Origin of the sequence: Pelagibacterium luteolum (assembly GCF_900100665.1) — a bacterium.
Classification (GTDB): Bacteria; Pseudomonadota; Alphaproteobacteria; order Rhizobiales; family Devosiaceae; genus Pelagibacterium; species Pelagibacterium luteolum.
On record NZ_FNCS01000003.1, the window covers coordinates 17214 to 37910 of the forward strand.

Sequence of the window (20697 nt, forward strand, 5' to 3'; positions counted from 1 at the left end):
CCCCGCCATGATCACCATCTACCACAACCCCGATTGCGGCACCTCGCGCAACACCCTCGCCATGATCCGCCAATCGGGCGAGGAGCCCGCGATCATCGAGTACCTCACGACCCCTCCGAGCCGCGAAACCCTCATCGATCTCATCGCAAAATCCGGCCTAACGGTCCGCGACGCCATGCGCAGGAAAGAAGCACCCTACACCGATCTTGGCCTCGACGCCCCCACAACGACCGACGCGCAATTGCTCGACGCCATGCTGGCCCACCCCATCCTCATCAACCGCCCCTTCGTCGTGACCGAGAAGGGCGTTCGCCAGTGCCGCCCGTCCGAAGTCGTCCTCGACATTCTCCCCAATCCCGACATCGGCCCCTTCACCAAGGAAGACGGCGAAGTCATCATAAATTCAGAAGGCAAGCGCCTTGTCTGACATCGACACCTTCCCCGCCCTCGCCGAAGACCACTTCCGCCCGGTCAATGAGGCCGCCCTCTTCACCCCCGATCGCAAAACCCACGCCCCGCGCATCCTGTTGCTCTACGGGTCCCTGCGCGAACGCTCCTACTCGCGCTTCGCCACCTTTGAGGCCGCCCGCATCCTGCGCCGCTTTGGCGCCGAAACCCGCATCTTCAACCCCGAGGGCCTGCCACTCCCCGACGGCGCGCCCAAGGATCATCCCAAGGTCGCCGAACTGCGTGAGTTGGCACAATGGTCCGAAGGCATGGTCTGGTGCTCGCCCGAGCGCCACGGCGCCATGACCGGCGTCATGAAATCCCAGATCGACTGGATTCCCCTCGCCATGGGCAGCATCCGCCCCACACAAGGGCGCACGCTTGCCGTCATGCAGGTCAATGGCGGCAGCCAGTCCTTCAACGCCGTCAACCAGTTGCGCATTCTCGGCCGCTGGATGCGGATGATCACCATCCCCAACCAGTCGTCTGTCCCAAAGGCCTTCAACGAGTTCGACGAGGCCGGTCGCATGCGCCCTTCGCCCTTCTACAACCGCATCGTCGACGTCATGGAAGAGCTGATTAAATTCACCCTCCTGACCCGCGACCGCGCCGACTATCTCACCGACCGCTACTCCGAACGCGTCGAAGCCGCCGAGGCGCTGAGCAAGCGGGTCAATCAGAAAACGATCTGATTTTACGCGTACGCCACCCACCCGCGCATGCTCAGCCCGGCATAAAACAACTCCGTCCCCGTGAACCCGGCCTCCGCCAGCATCGCCTCTTCCTTCGCGGGCGATAGGATCGTCAGCCGCGTTCCGATAGCCTCCTGCGCTGCCTCTGCCCGCTCGGGGTCCACCCCGCCATACGCAACGTGTCGCGCGATCCACTGCGAGCGCTCCGGTTCAGTCTGCGCAAAACTGATATGGGCCACAACGAACGGCGCCCCCGGCACCAGCCGGCGGCGAATTTCACGCAGCGTCGATAGACGCTTCTCCCGCGCGATGAAATGGAACGTCAGAAGGCATACAGCGCCATCGAACGGCCCCTCCGGCGCGTCCTCTATATAGCTCTCGAGCAACCGCACCCGATCGCCATGCGGCACAACCATGCGCTCCGCCACGGCGAGCATCTCCGCTGAAGGATCCACCCCGTCAAAATTCCAACCCGCATGCGCGTCCGCCAGAACTTTTAGCTCCAGCCCGCCCCCGGCGCCCAGCACGAGCACCCGGCCCGTATCGGGCACGCGCTCTGCCAAAAGCTGCGATGTCATCTTGTGCAGCCCGTCGAGTCCCGGCACCTGCCGCCGCGGGCCCTCGCCATAAGATTGCGCATGCCCGGCCCCGAAGGCCCCTGTCTTCTGCGTATCGCTCGTGCTCATGTATTTATGTGCGTTCCCTGAATTCCAACGTATCAAACGGCCGTCGTTGCTGCCCTTCCCCCGATCCCGCGAATCGCATCACTTGGTCCCTCGCACCAGACCGCGTCAGCCCCAAGGCCACCCAGATGCCCATCGCCCCCGTCACCCTTTCTGGCGCCCATGTCCAGCTCGTCCCCCTCGATCCCGCCCATCACGACGGTCTCGTCGATGCGGTCCGCGATGGCGATCTCTGGAGGCTCTGGTACACGACCATCCCGTCCCCCGACGGCATGGCCGCCGAAATCGACCGTCGCCTCCGCCTCCAATCGGAAGGCACCATGCTGCCGTTCACCGTTCAGAATGCCGATGGCCGCATCGTTGGCATGACCACCTACATGAACATAGACCAGGCCGCCCCCCGCCTCGAAATCGGCTTCACTTGGTACGCCTCAAGCGTCCAGCGCACGCCGCTCAATACCGAAGCCAAGCTGCTGCTGCTCACCCATGCCTTCGAAACCCTTGAGTGCCTGGCCGTCGAATTCCGCACCCACGTGCATAACCTCCAGAGCCGCCGCGCCATCGAGCGCCTCGGCGCGCGCTTGGACGGCATCATGCGCCACCATCTGCGCATGCGCGACGGCACCATCCGCGACACCGCGGTCTATTCCATCACCGCGCCCGACTGGCCCGCGGTCCACTCCCACCTCTCCTGGCAACTTGAGCGTCCCCGCTCCTGACCCATCCCGGGCTCAACCGCACGCCGCGCAACCAGCCTACTGCTTGAGCACGATATAGGCCGCCGCCCCGGCCATCGCCCCCGCCGCCCCGCGATTGAGCGCCTTCAGCGCCCGCGGATTGCGCAGGAAATCGCGCGCCTTGGTCGCCAGCGCGATATAGGGCAGCAGCACCAGATACAGCACGACGATTGTCGTCAGCACCAACCCGGCAAACCGCTCCGGCGTCACTTCGTCCAGCTTCACCACGGTCGGCAGCAGCGCCATATAGAAGATGATGGTTTTGGGATTGCCCAGCGTCACGGCATAGCCGCCCGCTATCGACGCCCAGACCCCATTGCCCCGGCGCGCTTCGACCTTGTCCGGATCGATCCCCGCCTTCCAGAAGCTCCAGGCGAGGTAAACCAGATAGGCCGCACCCAGCACCTTGATGACAACAAAAATCCCGGAAAACGCGGCCGCCACCGCCGCCAGCCCCAAAACCGCCAGCGTCAGATAGGTGAGGTCCCCAAGCACCAGCCCGGTCCCGAACCACATCGCCGGTCGAAACCCCGCCCCCAGCGCCTTGCCCACACACGCCGCGATCCCCGGCCCGGGAATCCCCGCCGCGATCGCCAGCGCAATGGCATAGGGAAGATACTCGAAAATCGACATGGCACGACCGAACGAAGCGACGAATTTCCGCTCTATACACCCACGGGCAACGCCGCAAAAGAGCCCATCACGGTTCCAAACCACGCTGCTCCCAACGGCCCACTATCCCCCGCCACACGCTCAGCGCCCGGAGCTCTGCCGCACCGCCAATCAACCCCACCACCGTCATCCCGGCCTTGAGCCGTGACCCAGTAAGCTCCGGGCCCGACGGTATCCCCGCTGTCAAACACTTACACCCGAGCATACCGAATCCCGGCTCGTCGCCCGGGACGACAGCGAATGGTTGGCAGGTCCGAGGCCAGTCACTCGCCCCTCACTCCACCCACCACCCGTCATCCTCGGGCTCGACCCGAGGACCCAGCCTCGCGCCGTCCGGCGCGAGAAAGGACTCATCCTGGGCAAAGAGACATTGGATCGCCGAGCCAACTTCCACCCGCCTCCATCCCGGGATGTATTCCCGGGATCCAGCGCAGCACCAGCCAAGTCCCAAACGATTTCGCCCTACGCCGCCACCTTCACGCCATCGAGCTCGCCATCCGATTGAAACGTCTCGATCATCGGCTTGGCAAAGATATAGCCCTGTACGAGATCGACCCCACACGAGCGCACAGCATCGAGCTCGCCCCGCGTCTCGATCCCCTCGGCGATCACTTCGATCCCAAGCGCGCGCGCAATCGAAACGATACCCGAAACGATCACCCGCCGGTCTGCGGAGTCCCCGATCCCCCGGATCAGCTCCATGTCGATCTTGATCAGATCGGGCCGCAGATTGGCCAATAGGCCAAGTCCGGCATATCCCGCGCCGAAATCGTCGATGGCCGTCGTGAACCCCATGTGCCGATAGGCTTCGACGATGTTTTTGACATGGGCCGTGTCACGCATCTCTTCGTTCTCGGTGAATTCGAACATCAGATGCCGTGTATCGAACTGCGCCCGCTCGGCCGCCGCCAGCGACGCCTGAATGCAGGCGCGCGGTTCGTAAACCGCATTGGGCATGAAGTTGATCGACAGCTTCGGCGCCACCTGCCCCCGCAGTTTCGCCCCGGCCAACTCGATGGCCTTTACCCGGCACGCCTGATCGAACGCGTAGCGGTTTTCGTCAGTCACCTTCGACAGCACGGCGCCGGCGCCTTCGCCATTGACCCCGCGCACCAGCGCCTCATAGCCCCATATCTGGGCCGCCTTCATATCCACGATGGGATGAAACGCATGGTAAAGGCGTGCTCGAAACCGTCACCATTGCGGCAGGCTTCGCATTTCTTGGAATGGGTCATGACAGAACTCTAAAGAAAGACCCCCGCACTTTGCCCATTCAAATTTAATTATGTATGACGACGCGCCCCATGCTCGTCGTGTAGCAGCGCCCTCGCCCACCACACCCGTCATCCTCGGGCTTGACCCCAGGCCCCAGCCTTGCGTCGCCCGGCGCAAGGAAAAAGACTCTTCTAATGACATGAATGACGATAAGGGCGCCGCTTTTCAGCGATAGCGCCCGGCCGAAGTCAGCGCCCTAGGCCGCTTCTTCCTGCCGTGCCGAATCCGCCAGCGTCACCCGCAATCCGTCAAGCTCTTCGCTCATCAGGATCTGGCACGACAGCCGCGAATTGGCCTCATAATCAGCGACCGAATCCAGCATGTCCTCTTCCTCGTCGGTCGGCGGATTAAGCTTGTCCTGCCACTCGGGATCGACGAACACGTGACACGTCGCGCAGGCGCACGAGCCGCCGCACTCCGCTTTGATGTTCAAACCCCAGTCACGGATCACCTCCATCACCCGCCACCCTTCAAGAGCTTCGAGTTCGTGTTCGGTGCCGTCCTGATCGGTGACGAATATCCGCATGGTGGAGATCCTGTTCGCGTGAGGTCGTTAGGTCCCTGGCTTGGCCCGGATGAGTCGAAAATGGTGATGACCGAGAACCGGAGCGGAGCGTATTAAAGATACGTGAGCACCGGAAGCGCAGGTCATTGCCATTTGCAGACCATCCCGGTCAAGCCACGCCGAGTTTCTTTTGGAGTTTGCTGGAAGAGGTGGTGTACTGGAAGACGATCTTTTCGTCGGGGTGCACTATCCGCTTGGCTGCTTGCGACATCAGCGCGCCCTCGTGGAAACCGGACAGGATGAGCTTGAGCTTGCCCGGATACCAGTTGATATCGCCGATTGCGAAAATGCCCGGCACGCTGGTTTCGAAGCGCTCGGTATCGACCTTGATTAGCGCGTTCTCATGCAGATCGAGCCCCCAATCGGCGACCGGCCCGAGCTTCATGGTCAGTCCGAAGAACGGCAGCAGCCGTGTCGCGGGAACGCCCAGCTCACCGCCGGCAGTCTTCAGATAGACTTCGGTCAACTGCCCGTTTTCACCCTCCAGCCGCCCGAGCTGGCCGGTGATGAAGTTGATCTTGCCCTCTTCGACCAGCGCCCGCATCTTGTTGACGCTGTCGGCATGGCCGCGGAACTGGTCGCGCCTGTGCACGAGCGTCAGCGACCGCGCCAGAGGCTCGAGATTCAGCGTCCAGTCGAGTGCAGAATCGCCGCCGCCGACGATCACCAGATCCTGGTCGCGGAAATCGTCCATCTTGCGCACGGCGTAAAACACCGACTTGTTCTCGTATTGCTCGACGTCTTCGACCGGCGGGCGCTTGGGCTGGAACGAGCCGCCGCCCGCCGCAACCACGATCACCTTGGTCAGGAACACCTCATCGGCATCCGTCGTCACCCGGAACGAGCCGTCCTCGAGCTTTTCGCAGTTCGTCACCATCTGGTTGAAGTGGAACTCAGCCCCGAATGGCTGGATCTGCTTCATCAGATTGTCCGTCAGCCCCTGCCCCGAAATCTCGGGAAACGCGGGAATGTCGTAGATCGGCTTTTCGGGATAGAGCTCGGCACACTGCCCGCCCGGACGATCGAGAATATCGATCACATGACATTTGAGGTCGACCAGACCCAGCTCGAAGACGGCAAACAGCCCCACAGGCCCCGCGCCAATGATTACGACATCGGTGACGATTTCATTTCCGCTCATACGAACACGTCCTGGTACTTAGAAATAACAAGCTGATGCTTGGAATATATAGAAGACGCCGCCTGTCAAGTATGGGCGGCGATGATGGGACTTTACTCGGGCCGCCGCAGGAAGGGACGCGTACCCGCCGGCACTTCGTGCCGCTCACCGATCGGCTGGTAATACAGCGGCACCTCGGCCAGCGCATCTTTTTCAAGCGCCTCGCGCGTCGCCTTGTTGGTGACCACGAACGCATCGATCCCGCACCGGCGCATGAAGGGAATCTGGTCGGTCAGCACGTCGCCCACCGCCCGCAATTCGCCCTCATAGCCGAACCGCTCGCGCAACAGCCGCGCGCTCGAATACCCGCGCCCATCGGTAAAGGCCCTGAAATTGATCGCCACCGACGAAAACCGCGCCAGATCGCCTTCGATGTCCTCGACCTTCTCGCCGGGATTGACCTGCAACCCGATCGGGTGCGGGCTGGCCAGAAACGCCGCACGGTGTTCAACGAAAACGCTGACCGGCACATGCGTATAGCGCACATCGGCCGGCTCATCGCCTTCGGCCCATGCTTTCCAGGGATCCGCCTTGAACGCGCCGTCCTTGAACAAATGCAGAGAAGATTGGCTCACCGGCTTCGCGATGCTCCCGTTGAAATCGAAATGAATGCCGCACTCGCGCTTGTCGCGACCGCGCCAGCGTCCTGCCCTCGGGTCCTCGCCCTCGGCCACCGCGCTCGTGCACGGCGCGCAACCGATGGACTTGTATCCCTCGCCGTAAAGCGGATGCTCGGGCAGGTCATGGCGCGCCTTGTACGCTTCCACGTCCTCATTGGTAAAGTAGGCCAAAGGATTGACCTTGATGCGATCGTCGCTCGTCAATTCGAAATGCGGCAACACCCCGCGCTCGGCCGTCTGGAATCGCTTGCGCCCGGTCACCCACCCGCCATATCCGCTCAAGACGTCTTCGAGCGGTTCGGTCTTGCGAATATGGCAGCACGAATCCGGATCGGTCTCCCACAGCGTGCCATCCGGATCGAACCGGGCCAGATCGGCGCTGTCGGGATAAAGCGCGATGACATTGGTCAGCCCCAGCCGCTGTTTCAGCGTCTCGACATAATCCAGCGTCTCGACAAAATGCTTGCCCGTCTCGAGGAAATACACCGGCAAATTCTTGTCGACGAGGCTTACCAGATGCAGCAGCACAGCCGAATCCGCGCCGAACGACGAGACCATGGCGATATCGCCCGGCAACAGTTCGTCCACCGCCTGCCGCAGCACCGCCTCGGCATCCATCTCGTCGAACATGCCATTGAGCGCCAATATTCCCAGCGCCTTGAGCTTGTCATGCTTGGGCGCCGGCGCACTCAACACCGAACTAATCGCGGCCATGTAAAACCCCTGACTTAGCCATTTCGAGCGCCCCAGACACTCCCGTCATCCTCGGGCTTGACCCGAGGATCCAGTGCAGCGCATCCACGCGCTCCGAGCGAACCTCAACCATTCCCATACAACGCCTCCTTGAACGGCGCGTCGCCCAGCCGCCGATAGGCCGCTATGAACGTCTCGTCCTCGGTCGTGCGGCGTGCGATATAGGCATCCACCAGCCGCTCGATCGCCCCCGGCACTTCGTCGGCGACGAATCCCGGGCCCAAAATCTTGCCCACCGCCGCATCCTCGGTCCCGTCACCACCTACGGTGATCTGGTACAATTCGGTGCCCTTCTTCTCGACACCCAAAATCCCGATATGGCCCACATGGTGATGCCCGCAGGCATTGATGCAGCCCGAAATCTTGATCTTGAGCTTGCCGATTTCCTTGGCCCGCTCGGGCGCTGCGAACCGGCGCGAAATATCCTGCGCAATCGGGATCGAACGCGCATTCGCCAAGGCACAGAAATCGAGCCCCGGGCAGGTGATCATGTCGGTGATTTCACCAGCATTGGCATCCGCCAACCCGGCCTCGCCCAGCGCGTCATACACCGCCCGCAGATCGGCAATCGCCACATGTGGCAAAACCAGATTCTGCTCGTGGGTCACCCGCAATTCGTCGAACGAATACTTCTCGGCGATGTCGGCAACCGCCTCCATCTGCTCGGCCGTCGCATCCCCCGGCGCCCCGCCGATCGGCTTGAGTGACACGGTGATCGACGTGTACCCGCTCCGCGCATGCGGAAACGTGTTGTTCTCCAAAAACCGCCCATAGGCCGGATCGAGGATCTTCTCGCGCTCCACATCCACCGACACCACGCCATGATCGACATAGGCCGGCTGCGCGAAATAGGAATTGATCCGGTCCAGCTCCGCGTCCGGCAGCGTCAGAACGCCCCCGCGAATGTGCGAAAACTCGTCCTCGACCTGCCCCTTGATGTTTTCCAGACCCTCTTCATGGACGAGGATCTTGATGCGCGCCTTATACTTGTTGTCGCGCCGCCCATAGCGGTTATAGACCCGCAAAATGCTCTCGAGATACGCCAGCAGATGCTCGTGCGGCACGAACCCGTTGATCAGTTTCCCGACCATCGGCGTGCGTCCCAGCCCGCCGCCAACATAGACGGCCCAGCCGACATCGCCCGCGCCATTGGTCTGCGCCATCAGCCCGATATCGTGAAATTTCACCGCCGCCCGATCGTTGGGCGCGCCGGTGATCGCGATCTTGAACTTGCGCGGCAAGAACGTGAACTCGGGATGGATCGACGACCACTGCCGAATGATCTCCGCCACCGGACGCGGATCGATGATCTCATCGGCCGCAGCGCCCGCGAACTGATCCGTCGTCACGTTCCGAATGCAATTGCCCGACGTCTGGATCGCGTGCATCTCGACGCTGGCGAGGTGGGCCAAAATCGCCGGAATATCGCGCAGCTTGGGCCAGTTGTACTGAATGTTCTGCCGCGTCGTGAAATGCCCGTACCCACGGTCATATTTCCGCGCGATATGCCCCAGCATGCGCATTTGCTTGCTCGACAGCGTGCCATAGGGCACCGCCACCCGCAGCATATAGGCGTGCAACTGCAAATAGAGCCCGTTCATCAGCCGCAGCGGCCGAAACTGGTCCTCGGTCAATTCCCCCGCAATGCGCCGGCGCACCTGGTCGGAAAACTGCGCAACGCGTTCATTTACAAACGCGGCGTCAAATTCGTCATAGCGATACATGTTCGTCCTCGCCCAAATGCTGGCGGTCAAATTTCGGCGCCGTCGGGCCACCGGCCCGTATCTGCGCCCGTGTCCGGCTCGGCGTAATCACGCCCTCGATGATCTCGACATCCTCATCTTCGAGGCTGATCACCCGTCCGCTCGCCTTGGCCGCGGCCAGCGCCGCTTCATAGGCAGCCTCGTCATCCTTCTCATACACCCGCGCCGCCTGCAGCTCCTCTACCCACCGCCCGTCGGCATCGAGATAAACCACAGCCCCGGAGAGCAATTCATTTCCTGTGAGGATTTTCGTCATTTCACTCAATATGTTACGACATTCGTCGGATTCATTTTATCGCTAAACAGCACCGCCACGTGCCCAATCCACCACCGTCATCCCGGCCGTGAGCCGGGACCCAGTATGCGCGCCGCTCTCGGCACCATCCCCATCACGCCACCCGCTCCGCCAGAGCCGCAATCGTCTCCGCCGACGCCCAGTCGCCCTGCGCCACGGCCTCACCGACAAAAATCACCGTCGGCCCATCGACAAAATCGATCTCACCGCCCGCCAACGCGCCCACCGTCCCGGCATAGAGCGCCTTGTCCGCCCGCCCGGCATTGACCACGATCCCCACCGGCACCGAACCACTCAGCCCATGCGCCATCAGATCGCCGGCCACCTTGGAGGCGATCGATTTGCCCATATAAAGCCCCAGAGTCAGCCCCGATCCGGCCAGTGACGCCCAGTGCCGGACATCCTCATCGTCTGCCCCATGCGCCGTCGCGAACACAAACCCCGACGAAACCTTGCGCAGCGTCACCGGCGTTGCCGTATCGGCTGCCGCCGCCAGCGCTGCCGTGACACCCGGCACGATCTGGTACGCAATCTGGGCCTTGCGCAGTGCGGCAATTTCCTCGCCCGCGCGCCCGAACACCATCGGATCGCCCGACTTCAGCCGCGCGACCTTCTTGCCCTCGCCCGCCAGCCGCACGATCAACGTATTGATCTGCGCCTGTGAAAACGAATGATGCCCCTTGGCCTTGCCCACCGAAATCCGTTCGGCATCGCGCCGCCCCATCTCGACGACGGCCGCTGGCACCAATTGATCGTGAACGATCACGTCCGCTTCCTGCAGCAAGCGCTGCGCCCGCAGCGTCAAGAGGTCGACCGACCCCGGCCCGGCGCCGATCAGCCACACGACGCCCGTACCTGCCGCTGTACGCGCATGCGCATCCAGCAGCGCATCGGCCACCGCCGCGCCCTGCCCCTTGGCCAGCGCATCCTCGATGCCCGACGCCACGACCAGCGCCTCATAATACCGCCGCCGCGCCACGCCATCCTTGAGCACGGCCGCAACACGATCCCGCATCGATCCCGCCAGCCGGGCGATATCGCCAAACCTGGGCGACAGCATCGCCTCGATCCGCGCCCTGACCAGCCGCGCCAGAACCGGCGCATCGCCCTCCGATGAAATCGCGATCGAAATCGGCGCCCGGTCGACGATCGCCGGCGTGAAGAAATCGCAATTGTCAGGAACGTCCACTTCATTGGCCGGCACGCCAGCCAGCCGCGCCATCCGCAAGGCCCGCTGTCCCGCAGCACCATGATCGGCAACGAACACCATCGCCGCACCGAAGAAATCGCACGGCACAGCGTCGCGCGCGACAAGCGTCACGTCCAGCCCCAAAAAATCGGCCTCGAACTCGGGCGCGACGACAAAAGTCTCGCCATTGGTTTTCGCCGCCAGCCGCGCCTTGGCCAACGCCTCATCGTCACCGCCAACGATGACGATGCGACGTCCGGCAACTTTCATCGAAACCGGAAATGTGTTGAGCCGCGCCACGGGTGAGGGTTCTCCGAGCAATTTGGGGTTTTCAGGGGTTGCAGATTTAGCGCAATACGTCATGGACGCATGTCGCGCATCAAAAACCTGCTGGAAAATAGGGATTTTGCGCCATCCCGTCTAGCGTCGCCACGACGCTGGGTGAGTTATTTCGCTGCGCTGCCACCACTTAGAACGCCCGCAATGGCCCACCCTCTTCCGCGCGAAATCATTCCGCAATGCGACACGGGTGAAAAACACGACCTAACACATCGTCTAATCATTGAAAGCACAGCCTTCCGCCGGTGAGCCCGCAAATCGCGCCGCCGTCCAGTCCATGAGCGGTCCGATCAGCGGCGAATCCGGCGCGACCAGCGAAACATGGTCCCGCCCCGCAAAGGTCAGATAGTCCACATCCTGCCCATCGGCACACAATTGCGCGACAAACCCGGCCTGCACGGGCTCGAGCACAAGATCGTCCTCATCCCCCTGCGCAACCAGAACCGGCATCGCATATGCGCCCAGCGGCACATTGTCAGCCAGCCGTGCGCCAAGCGCCCCCTCTTTCGGATCGGACTGAAATATCCCACCAGCAGGAAGCAGCATCGTTTCGGCCACGGAAAACAGCGTTTCCCGCCCGCCGACACATCGCCCGGCAATATCGGATGCCAGCACGCCGGCCAGTCCCCCGACATACGCGCTCCTGTCGATTTCTGGATAGGTCTGGCTGTAGGACGCCATCAGATAGGAAGAGACGATCTTGCCGAACAGCCCCGATCGCGCCGTCTCGACAAGTGCCGGCAAGTCGCTCGCCGGCGCCAGGCCGGCCACTCCTGCGACGGTGATCTCGGGCGCATAATCGGGCGCGATCAATCCCGCCCACAACGCCACGCCGCCGCCCTGCGAATGCCCCCAGACCACGGTTTCCGGCAAGAGATCCACAGCGTCCATATCCACAGCGGCACGCACCGCATCGAGCACCCCCTGCGCCGACTCCCGCCCTACGAGATAGGCGTGCCCGCCCTCGGTGCCCAGCCCGACATAGTCGGTCGCCACATATGCCCATCCGGCATCGAGAAGCTTAGGAACGCCGGGCACATTGGCAAACGGCGCAAACACCGAGGGTGCGCACCCAGCGACGACCCCCGTCGTTCCATGCGCCCAACTCACCATAGGCAGCGGTCCGATCGCATCGACAGGCGTCATGACCACGGCACTGGCCGGTGCCAAATCGCCATGTTCACGCGTCGTCACATAGATGATGCGCCAGGCTTCCGCCCCGTCCGGCACGTCGAGACTATAAGGCTCGACCGCGATCAGATCTCCTGCCGCCGCCCCCTGGGGTACTGCAGCATTTTCGAGAAAATCACCCACCGCGTCGGGCCGCGCCCAAACCCAGGCCACGACAATGCCCAGCAGCGCCAACGCCACAAGCAGGCCAACCAGCCATGAAAGGATTTTCACGAGCCTCACCGCACACCCCCGCGCGCGGTCGTCCCATCCCGTCATTATCAAAACAGATCGGGACAGCCGACAACGGCGCGGCGATATCTTATCCCCGCACCCTCATCTTGCGCTACCCTGGGCGATTATCCCTGCCGGCTCGGTACTTTCACAACCAGCCCGTCGAGTTCGTCACGAATGCGAATCTGGCACGACAGCCGGCTGGTGTCTTTCACATCGAAGGCGAAATCGAGCATATCCTCTTCCATCGAGGATGGGCCACCCGTCACGCCGAACCATTCCTCTTCGACATAGACATGACACGTCGCGCATGTGCAGGCCCCGCCGCACTCTGCCACCACGCCCCGCACGCCATTGCGGATCGCCGTTTCCATCAATGTCGCACCGTTTTCCGCTTCAACGTCACGGCGCGCGCCATCGGATTCGACGAAGGTGATCATAGGCATGAAAGAAGGCTCCGGGGATAAGTGTTTCGCCCCGGATATAGGGTCATGGGTCGGCGCGCACAACCGTGTTGCCAACCGCGATATAGCGCGGTCGATCACGTACACAATCGCCGATCTCGACCCATATATGCGGGGTTGTGCAGGTCAGTCTTCGACGATCGCGGAGATATAGGCGCAGACTTCGGCGACGGCCATCGCGAGATCGTCCAGCGTCTCGTCATCGAGCGCACCCGAGTCGCGAAACTCATGCTCCGCAGCCTCCGAAAGCGCTGCCAGGGTCACTGCCCCCACCCCGCGTGACGCACCCTTAAGTGTATGCAATCCAAGCGTAATTTCATAAGTGTCGCCGCTGGCGCGTACCCGGTCGAAATACGCGGTCACCTGCCCGGAAAACATCCGCAGCACCTCGTGCTCCAGCGCCCTGTCGCCCATCGTCTGGCGTGCCAGATGCACGAGATCGATGGGCCGGTTGGTTCTGTCGATCCGCGGGGAATCGAGGCTCGGTCTCGGGCTCGGCAGCACCATGGTTTTCCCTCTACGCAACACAAAAAATGGGATGTTTCGACCTTAACCAACGGTCAATGAAAACTCCCTTAACCGCCGATAACCACTCGATTTTCTTAACAAAGTGTATGGTTGAAAAAAGCCGTTAACGGTCTTTTAATAAAGATTTCAGCAAGCGCGGCAAAAGGTGTATAAGGCTATGATAGAGCAGAAGGCAGTGTGGGAAGCTGCGGGGGGCACCTCGCATTCCGGCCCACGATTTTCGGCAATGACGCGTTTACGCACGAGGCCCCGTAAGTCATTGTCGCAATTGCCGTTTCTGCAGTGCGGCGCATTGAGTAAAGAGTATTGAGTATGGCGAACAAGTCGACCCCCCCCAAGGACGATCCGGCAGCCCTTGCGTTTTCGGCTGTCGAAAACGCGCTGAAGGACTCGGTCTTTTCGATGGACGACAAACCGGCCAGAAAGGTCGAGAGCCAACCCGCCGCAAAGCGCGAGCCCAAACGCGAGCCTAAGCGGGAAAACCCCAGCAATACCGAGCGTTTACGCGCTGCCGACAAGATCGCTGCGCAGGCATCTTCGGTCGCAAATGACGACCGCTCGCCCGCATCCTCGGGCCTTTTCGCCTTTAATTCCCGCGCCTCGAACGCGCCGATCTGGGTCGCGATCTTCGCCTCGATCCTCTGGCTCGCCGGCGTCGGGGTCATCGCCTCGCTGCGCTATTCCGGCCAGTTCGCCGACGGCCTGACCCTGGGCGAATTCGTCCAAACCCTTGATTTTGCTGCCCTTGCAGCCATCGCCGCGTTGCCCATCCTGGCGATGATCTCCATCGCCTTCCTCATCCGGCGCGCTCAGGATCTTCGCCTCGCCGCCGCTTCGATGACCCAGGCCGCCATGCGGCTCTCCGAACCCGAATCCGCCGCCGCCCACAAGATCGCCACCGTCGGCCAGGCCGTCCGCCGCGAGGTCAACGCCATCGGCGACGGCCTCGAACGCGCCCTCTCCCGCGCCGGCGAACTCGAGGTGATGGTCCACAACGAAGTGACCGCCCTCGAGCGCACCTATTCCGACAACGAAACGCGCATGCGCCAGCTCATCGAAGAGCTCTCCAGCCAGCGCGAAGCCGTGGTCACGAATTCCGAGCGCATGCGCGAAGCCATCGTTGCGCTGCACGGAAATATGTCCACTGAAATCAATGAGATAGGCACATCGATCACCGATCGCCTGCGCAATGCCGGCACCGAAATCACCTCGGCAATTTCCGAGCGCGGCAATGCCGTCGCCGAGTCCATCGAGACCGCCGGCAATACGATCGAAACCACGTTCGAGCGCCGCAGCCAGTCCTTCACCGAAGCCGTGGATTCGCGCACGTCCGACCTGATCCTGGCCCTCGACGATACCGCCAGCCGCCTCGACGGTACGCTCACCGACCGCACCGATACGCTGACATCGGCCATCGCCAACTCCACCGATCGCCTCGACACCACCCTCACGGCCAGTGCCGAGAGCGTGCATAAGTCCTTGGAAGGTCACGCCAATCTCATCGAGTCAGCGCTGAGCGGCACCACTGGCCGGCTCAACTCCCTGCTCGATGAAGGCGCCTTGACGCTCACCAGCGCGCTCGACGCTCGCAATGCCACGTTGGCCGAAACCATCACCGCCGGCGCCGCCCAGATCGAAGCCGCCTTTGGCGACCGCTCCGACCGCTTGGCCGAAGCGCTTGATCGCGGCACGGCATCGGTTGCCGAAACCGTCGATGCCCGCATCAACACTCTGGTCAATGCGCTCGACTCGCACACCATCACCTTCTCCGCTGCCGTCGAAGAAAAATCCGCCAGCCTATCCGACATCCTCCGCGGCTCGACGGAATCTATCCTCACGGACTTCTCCCGTCGTTCGGATACGCTTGGCACCACCTTCGCCGCCCTCGGCGATCGGCTGTCAAAGGACCTCCTCGCCCGCTCGGACGAAGCGGAAACCACGATCAACCGCATCACCGATCGTCTGGACGAGACCTTCTCGATCCAGTCCAACGCGTTGGAAAGCCAGATCAATTCGATGACCTTGCGTCTCGACGGCGCTCTGGAAGAATCGGGTGATCGCGCCCGCCAGGCCCTGTCGCGTGCCGGCGATGAAACGCTCGCGCAGCTCAATGCACGCGTTGACGAAATCTCCGTCATCCTCGACAGCCGCATCGGCCAGGTCGACTCGATCGTCGGTGAAAAGGGCGAAAAGCTCATCTCCTCGCTCGATGCCCACACAGGCGAAATTTCCGAGCGCAGCGCACGACTGGAGTCGATCCTCGACGACAAGGGCCGCGCCCTTTCCAACGTGCTCGAAACAACGTCGGACAGCTTCTCTGCCCTCGCCGACGCCAAGACCAGCGCTCTCACCGAAGCGCTCGACAGCCGCGTGGAATCCCTCGCCAGCGCCATCGATATCCGCACCGACACGCTCGCCAGCGCCCTGGAACTGCGTGCCGACGCGCTGAATTCGGCCATCGACATCCGCACGGATTCGCTGACCTCCGGCCTGGATCTGCGCACCGAGCAGTTGACCTCAGTATTCGACAGCCGCGTCGATCAGGTCACCAACGCCCTCGACAGCCGCACCGATGCCCTGACCTCCGCGCTCGACGACCGCACCGGGCGCTTCTCCACCGAGTTCGATAGTCGCGCCCGCGCCCTCACCGAGTCGCTCGACGAGCGCACCGGCCAGCTCAACTCGGCTCTCGATGGCCGCACGGAAGCACTCACCTCCGCATTCGAGGGCCGCACGCAGGAAATCAGCGAGGCTCTGGACTCCGGCGCCCGCGCAATCTCTTCTGCATTCGAGGGCCGCACCGAGGCGATTTCGTCGGCCTTTGAGGGCCGCACACAGGAGATCACCGAAGCGCTCGATGTCGGCGCCCGCGCCATTTCCTCAGCGTTTGAAGGCCGCACCGATGAAATCAATGCGGCCATCGACGCCCGCGCCCAGTCTCTGACCTCGGCATTCGACGAACGTACCACCCAATTTACCGCGTCGCTCGACGAGCGCACGGAGCGCTTCGGCTCGGTGCTGGATGGCCGCGCCGAACAGTTCACGTCCGCGCTCGACGACCGCTCCGAGCAGATGGCATCGGCGCTCGACACCCGCACGAACGCGCTCACCTCGGCGCTCGACAGCCGTACCGTGCAGCTCGACACGACGCTCTCGGCCCGCACCACCCAGCTGGACGACACGCTGGCCGAACGTGCCAATGCGATGAATTCGATGCTCGACATCACGGCCAGCCAGCTGTCCGAAACCCTCACCGAACGCACCCGCTATCTCGGTGGCGTGGTCGATGAATCATCCGAGCGGCTTGAACGTTCGCTCACCGATCGCGCGCGGTTGCTGGAAACCGCGCTAGACGAAAAATCCGCCCAGATGTCGGAAACCATCGCGTCGCGCACCGGCGAACTCACCGGCGCCATGGAAGCCTCGGGCGAGAGCTTCCGCTCGACCGTCGACGCCAGCCTCATCCAGGTCACCGACACGATGGAGACTCGGACCAGCCAGGTGTCCCAGCTCATCGAAAGCAAGGTCGCCGAGGTCAATTCCAATATCGGTCGGGAGATCGACACCGCCGTTTCCAAGCTCTCCGATGCCGAAACCGGCGTCACGGCGCGGATCGGCGAAGCGGCATCCTCCGTCAGCCAGAGCGCCCGCGATGCGGCCGATCTCGTGGAATCGCGTCTTACCGAAGCTCGCACCGCCATCACCGAAATGGTCGACGATCGCCTCGGCACCCTGCCCGAAGCCATCACGACCCGCGCCGAAATCACCGCCGAGCGCCTGGCCGCGCTCAACGAAGCTATCCACGGCACGATCACCGATTCCATGCGTGATCTCGAAACCGGTGCCGATCGGATCGAATCTACACTCACCGGTTCGATCCACAGCGCCATCGGCCAGTCGATGGCCGATCTGGAATCCGGCGCCAGCCGCATCGAAACCGTGCTCAACGACAAGCTGGCCAACGTCACCGCCAATATTTCGTCCGATGTTGAACAGACAGCGATGCGGATGGATGCCGTGGTCCGCAAGGCCATGGAAGAGCTCAAGACAGCCGCGGTGCACATCGAGGACCTCGTCGAAGTCCGCGCCGTCCATACCGCCGACGAGCTTGGTCGCAAGGCTTCGGAAATCAACCGCATGGTGTCCGAGCACACCGACCGGTTTGCGGAAATCATCGACACCAAGCAGAACCAGCTCACCAATGCTCTGGGTGCCCAGACCAATCTGCTCCGCGCCGCTCTCGAGGGCACGGCCCGCGACAGCGAAGAAATCATGGCGGAATCGTCGAACCGCATCCAGCACGAGGTCACCGAGTCGCTGCGCAAGCTCAACGACGCAAACCTCCTGCTGCAGCGTGTTCTCGAGTCCTCGACCGGAAACCTCGCCCGCCTTCAGGGCAGCGTCGCCGAACAGACCCAGTCCTACTCCGGCGCCGTCCGGGATGCCCTCTCAGGCACCGAGGAAGCCGGCCAGATCATGGGCCAGCACGTCGAAGCGTTGCAGTCGACGATTGCAGCGATGCTCGATCAGTTCAGCCAGATGTCGGGCAAGCTCCAGAGCGAAACCGGCGATTTCACCTCCGCCGCGGCCAATCTCGCCGAAGTCTCGAACTCGACGATGGACACGCTGGAAAACCGCCGTGGCGCCATGGAATCTCTCGCCGAAGGCTTTGCCGCCCGCACCGACGAAATCGACAACCGCCTGCGCGGGTTCGCCCAGTCGATCGCGGAAACGGTCAACCAAACCGAACGTCGCCTGATCGCCGCGCGCAAGGCTATGGAAGAGGCGCTCGAAACGACATCGGAATCGGTAGCCGGCCAGATCTCTTCGATTGGCGATCTTGCGACTGGCGAAGGTCAGCGCGCCAGCGAAGCCCTGCGCAAGTCCCAATCGGACCTCTTGGCCGACATCGAGCGCGCCTATTCCGACGCGACGCGCCGGTTTACCGACACCGCAGATGCGATGCGCATGACGGCATCTCAGCTCGGCCAGGAACTGGAATCGACCCGCAACGAACTGCAGCGCTCGGTCCTCGATTTGCCCGAAGAAACCCGCGCCAGCGCCGCTGCCATGCGTCGCGTCGTGGCCGAACAGATCGAGGCGCTGTCCGAACTCAATGCCATCGTACGTGCCCAGCCGGGTACGCACGAGGTATCGACCCGCTCGACACCGCGCACGCCTTCGGCCCGCCTCGCGGCGCCGGAGCCCGTCCGTCGCGCGGAGCCGGCCACACAGCCACAGCCTCAGCCGCGCCCTGCTCCGGCCCGCGAGCCGGAACAGCCCCGCCAGCAGGCGCCCGTGGCGACAGCCTCGCGCCCCGCTGCAGAGCCGCAGAAGACGCCATCCGACCGGCTGAACGAAGCGCTCGCCCAGTCGCGCAGCAGCCAGCAGGCGCCCGCAGCGCCTCAGGCCGCCCCGCAGGAAGGCGGCTGGCTACGTGATGTCCTCCGCAACGCGTCGGCAAGCCAACAGGCCGGCACCCAGCGCCCGCTGAACCTCTCGAGCCTTACCGAAGAGATCGCCCGTGCCATGGATACGGACGCGCTCTCGACGGCGTGGACACGCTATCAGGACGGTGAGTCGGGTGCATTCAATCGCCGGCTCTATACGATCACCGGCCAGGCGACCTTCGACGAAGTCCGCCGCCGCCTGCAGCGCGATGCCGAGTTCAGCCGCACAGCCAGCGCCTATATGAGCGAGTTTGAACAGCTCCTGGGTGAGGCTGCAAACGGTCCCAACGGCATGCAGGCCACTTTCGGCCAGCTCACCTCCAACCGTGGCAAGGTCTATACGATGCTCGCCCACGCCAGCGGCCGACTGACCTGATCTCTAGGGATCATCGACCTTTGTAAGCGGCCCCAAACGGGGCCGCTTTTTTGTCTAGCGCTTGATTTCCTTGATCGCCAACGATGCAAAAACCATCGCGGCTCCCAGCCCCGCCAGCACCGCGGCAGCGTAAAAACTGTCCAGACCGTAGCGGGCGACCAACGGCCCGAACACGATCAGGGCGATGACCGACGCAATCTGGCGCAGCACCACATAAAAACTCTGCGCCTGCGCCGCGATGTCCTCGCTGGTCCAGTTGGCGATGAAGTTGATGATGCCCATGTAAGCCAGTCCGAACGTCAGCATATGCAGGGCCTGTAGCCCCGCCAGGAGCCAGATATCGGTGCCCATCGCCATGCCCACCCAGCGGAGAACCCCTCCAAGGCAGGCGGCAAGCAGAAGGTGGCGCGCTGAAAACCGTTTGGCGAAATGGGCAAAGAACAGCATCGTCACGATCTCGCAGATCGGCGCGACGATCCACAAAATCCCCAGCGCCGCTTCAGGTACACCGGCCTGTACCCAGAGCAGGGCCCCAAAGCTGATCAGCAGCATATGGCTGGCCTGCAACAGGGCCGTTCCGCCAAGCGTCAGAAGGAACCAGGGCTTTAGCACCTGCCGCATCGTCGTCGCCATCTCCGGCGACAGAACGGGTGCAGCAGCGTGCACATCCACCGGCCCCTCGGGTGCGCGGAAGAATGGCAGTGGAAGCGCCGCCGCCCCGCGCATCAGGCATGTCGCGATCATCATCGGTACGAACACCGCGATCCCGATCCAGCCGAACAGCAGCCCGGCCAGAGCCGTGATGGCGATATAGCCGAACGTGCCCCAGATCCTCACCTTGGCAAAATCGCTGCCGCGGCGCCGTGTCATGCGAATGGCCGCCGCATCGATCACCGGCTCGATCGCCATGATGGGGATGACGACCAGCGTATTGAACAGCAAAACGCCCCAGAATTCGTCGATGAAGATAAACCCAAGCGATACGACCGCGCTCACCAACGACCCCGCCACGATCACGCTGCGCCAGTCCTTTGCCCGGTCGGCAATGCGCCCGACGAAGAGGTTGAGCAGGATCATGATCATGATGGGCGTGGCGCTGATCACCCCGATTTCCTCAGGGGGAATACCCTGGGCATCGAGCCAGATCGGCAGCAGCAGGGTCGAAACACCTGCCGGCAGGAACATTGCGCTGTAGTATAGACCCGTGCGCATCTCGGGCGTGGTGAACCGCGCGGGCAGAACGTTCGTCATAGGAAAACCAGGTG

The 20697-nt window shown here is 62.8% G+C and carries 17 protein-coding genes; 4 read left to right on the forward strand and 13 right to left on the reverse strand.

What is annotated here, in order from left to right; all coding sequences use genetic code 11:
- Positions 1-7 precede the first annotated feature (7 nt).
- Together arsC and arsH are read left to right on the forward strand one after the other, a co-directional pair.
- On the forward strand, positions 8-427 hold the full coding sequence (gene arsC, locus BLR31_RS06605; RefSeq protein ID WP_090593837.1) for an arsenate reductase (glutaredoxin): 420 nt from the start codon (positions 8-10) through the stop codon (positions 425-427).
- Positions 420-1139: an arsenical resistance protein ArsH gene (gene arsH, locus BLR31_RS06610; protein ID WP_090593840.1), complete on the forward strand. Its 720-nt coding sequence runs from the start codon at positions 420-422 to the stop codon at positions 1137-1139. The genes arsC and arsH overlap by 8 nt, the downstream gene beginning before the upstream one ends.
- A 2-nt stretch (positions 1140-1141) precedes the next feature.
- Here the strand turns inward: arsH and BLR31_RS06615 are convergent, their stop codons facing one another.
- On the reverse strand, positions 1142-1825 hold the full coding sequence (locus BLR31_RS06615; protein WP_090593843.1) for a class I SAM-dependent methyltransferase: 684 nt from the start codon (positions 1823-1825) through the stop codon (positions 1142-1144).
- Positions 1826-1950: 125 nt separating this feature from the next.
- Here BLR31_RS06615 and BLR31_RS06620 point away from each other — a divergent pair, with 125 nt between their 5' ends.
- Positions 1951-2541 carry a GNAT family N-acetyltransferase gene (locus BLR31_RS06620; protein WP_090593844.1) on the forward strand — a complete coding sequence of 197 codons (591 nt, stop codon included), beginning with the start codon at positions 1951-1953 and terminating at the stop codon, positions 2539-2541.
- Between the two features lie 36 nt (positions 2542-2577).
- On the opposite strand, the gene BLR31_RS06625 is transcribed toward BLR31_RS06620, so the two are convergent.
- From BLR31_RS06625 to BLR31_RS06675, 11 genes are all read right to left on the reverse strand, one after another.
- Positions 2578-3192, reverse strand: a complete 615-nt coding sequence (locus BLR31_RS06625; RefSeq protein WP_090593847.1) for a LysE family translocator — start codon at positions 3190-3192, stop codon at positions 2578-2580.
- Positions 3193-3693: 501 nt separating this feature from the next.
- Complete coding sequence (locus BLR31_RS06630; protein WP_143009352.1) at positions 3694-4380, reverse strand: EAL domain-containing protein; 687 nt, start codon at positions 4378-4380, stop codon at positions 3694-3696.
- A gap of 322 nt (positions 4381-4702) precedes the next feature.
- Positions 4703-5032, reverse strand: a complete 330-nt coding sequence (locus BLR31_RS06635) for a 2Fe-2S iron-sulfur cluster-binding protein (protein ID WP_090593850.1) — start codon at positions 5030-5032, stop codon at positions 4703-4705.
- A gap of 148 nt (positions 5033-5180) precedes the next feature.
- Complete coding sequence (locus BLR31_RS06640) at positions 5181-6212, reverse strand: NAD(P)/FAD-dependent oxidoreductase (RefSeq protein ID WP_090593853.1); 1032 nt, start codon at positions 6210-6212, stop codon at positions 5181-5183.
- Between the two features lie 92 nt (positions 6213-6304).
- Entirely contained in the window at positions 6305-7585 is a 1281-nt protein-coding gene (locus BLR31_RS06645) for a phosphoadenylyl-sulfate reductase (RefSeq protein ID WP_090593856.1), read from the reverse strand.
- 104 nt (positions 7586-7689) lie between these two features.
- Positions 7690-9348 carry a nitrite/sulfite reductase gene (locus BLR31_RS06650; RefSeq protein ID WP_090593859.1) on the reverse strand — a complete coding sequence of 553 codons (1659 nt, stop codon included), beginning with the start codon at positions 9346-9348 and terminating at the stop codon, positions 7690-7692.
- Positions 9335-9643, reverse strand: coding sequence for a DUF2849 domain-containing protein (locus BLR31_RS06655; RefSeq protein WP_090593862.1), 309 nt, complete (start codon positions 9641-9643; stop codon positions 9335-9337). The genes BLR31_RS06650 and BLR31_RS06655 overlap by 14 nt, the downstream gene beginning before the upstream one ends.
- Before the next feature lie 133 nt (positions 9644-9776).
- The gene (gene cysG, locus BLR31_RS06660; RefSeq protein ID WP_090593865.1) at positions 9777-11171 is read right to left on the reverse strand and encodes a siroheme synthase CysG; all 1395 of its coding nucleotides are present in this window, start codon (positions 11169-11171) and stop codon (positions 9777-9779) included.
- A gap of 255 nt (positions 11172-11426) precedes the next feature.
- Positions 11427-12614 (reverse strand): lipase family protein, encoded by a 1188-nt coding sequence (locus tag BLR31_RS06665; RefSeq protein WP_176762556.1) that lies wholly within the window; start codon positions 12612-12614, stop codon positions 11427-11429.
- A gap of 125 nt (positions 12615-12739) precedes the next feature.
- Positions 12740-13060 (reverse strand): 2Fe-2S iron-sulfur cluster-binding protein, encoded by a 321-nt coding sequence (locus BLR31_RS06670; protein WP_090593871.1) that lies wholly within the window; start codon positions 13058-13060, stop codon positions 12740-12742.
- A gap of 144 nt (positions 13061-13204) precedes the next feature.
- Positions 13205-13585: an Hpt domain-containing protein gene (locus tag BLR31_RS06675; RefSeq protein WP_090593874.1), complete on the reverse strand. Its 381-nt coding sequence runs from the start codon at positions 13583-13585 to the stop codon at positions 13205-13207.
- A 333-nt stretch (positions 13586-13918) separates the two neighbouring features.
- Here BLR31_RS06675 and BLR31_RS06680 point away from each other — a divergent pair, with 333 nt between their 5' ends.
- Complete coding sequence (locus BLR31_RS06680; RefSeq protein WP_090593877.1) at positions 13919-19432, forward strand: apolipoprotein A-IV repeat region-like domain-containing protein; 5514 nt, start codon at positions 13919-13921, stop codon at positions 19430-19432.
- 54 nt (positions 19433-19486) lie between these two features.
- Here BLR31_RS06680 and BLR31_RS06685 read toward each other — a convergent pair whose 3' ends face one another.
- Positions 19487-20683 carry an MFS transporter gene (locus BLR31_RS06685; protein ID WP_090593880.1) on the reverse strand — a complete coding sequence of 399 codons (1197 nt, stop codon included), beginning with the start codon at positions 20681-20683 and terminating at the stop codon, positions 19487-19489.
- Positions 20684-20697 lie beyond the last annotated feature (14 nt).

Bases quoted from the DNA above. Each gene is read 5' to 3' on its own strand.
- BLR31_RS06625 (WP_090593847.1), bottom strand. From the start codon at position 3,192: ATGTCGATTTTCGAGTATCTTCCCTATGCCATTGCGCTGGCGATCGCG.
- BLR31_RS06685 (WP_090593880.1), bottom strand. From the start codon at position 20,683: ATGACGAACGTTCTGCCCGCGCGGTTCACCACGCCCGAGATGCGCACG.
- BLR31_RS06650 (WP_090593859.1), bottom strand. From the start codon at position 9,348: ATGTATCGCTATGACGAATTTGACGCCGCGTTTGTAAATGAACGCGTT.
- BLR31_RS06640 (WP_090593853.1), bottom strand. From the start codon at position 6,212: ATGAGCGGAAATGAAATCGTCACCGATGTCGTAATCATTGGCGCGGGG.
- BLR31_RS06680 (WP_090593877.1), top strand. From the start codon at position 13,919: ATGGCGAACAAGTCGACCCCCCCCAAGGACGATCCGGCAGCCCTTGCG.
- BLR31_RS06635 (WP_090593850.1), bottom strand. From the start codon at position 5,032: ATGCGGATATTCGTCACCGATCAGGACGGCACCGAACACGAACTCGAA.
- BLR31_RS06670 (WP_090593871.1), bottom strand. From the start codon at position 13,060: ATGCCTATGATCACCTTCGTCGAATCCGATGGCGCGCGCCGTGACGTT.
- BLR31_RS06675 (WP_090593874.1), bottom strand. From the start codon at position 13,585: ATGGTGCTGCCGAGCCCGAGACCGAGCCTCGATTCCCCGCGGATCGAC.
- BLR31_RS06655 (WP_090593862.1), bottom strand. From the start codon at position 9,643: ATGACGAAAATCCTCACAGGAAATGAATTGCTCTCCGGGGCTGTGGTT.
- BLR31_RS06620 (WP_090593844.1), top strand. From the start codon at position 1,951: ATGCCCATCGCCCCCGTCACCCTTTCTGGCGCCCATGTCCAGCTCGTC.
- BLR31_RS06630 (WP_143009352.1), bottom strand. From the start codon at position 4,380: ATGAAGGCGGCCCAGATATGGGGCTATGAGGCGCTGGTGCGCGGGGTC.
- arsC (WP_090593837.1), top strand. From the start codon at position 8: ATGATCACCATCTACCACAACCCCGATTGCGGCACCTCGCGCAACACC.
- BLR31_RS06645 (WP_090593856.1), bottom strand. From the start codon at position 7,585: ATGGCCGCGATTAGTTCGGTGTTGAGTGCGCCGGCGCCCAAGCATGAC.
- BLR31_RS06615 (WP_090593843.1), bottom strand. From the start codon at position 1,825: ATGAGCACGAGCGATACGCAGAAGACAGGGGCCTTCGGGGCCGGGCAT.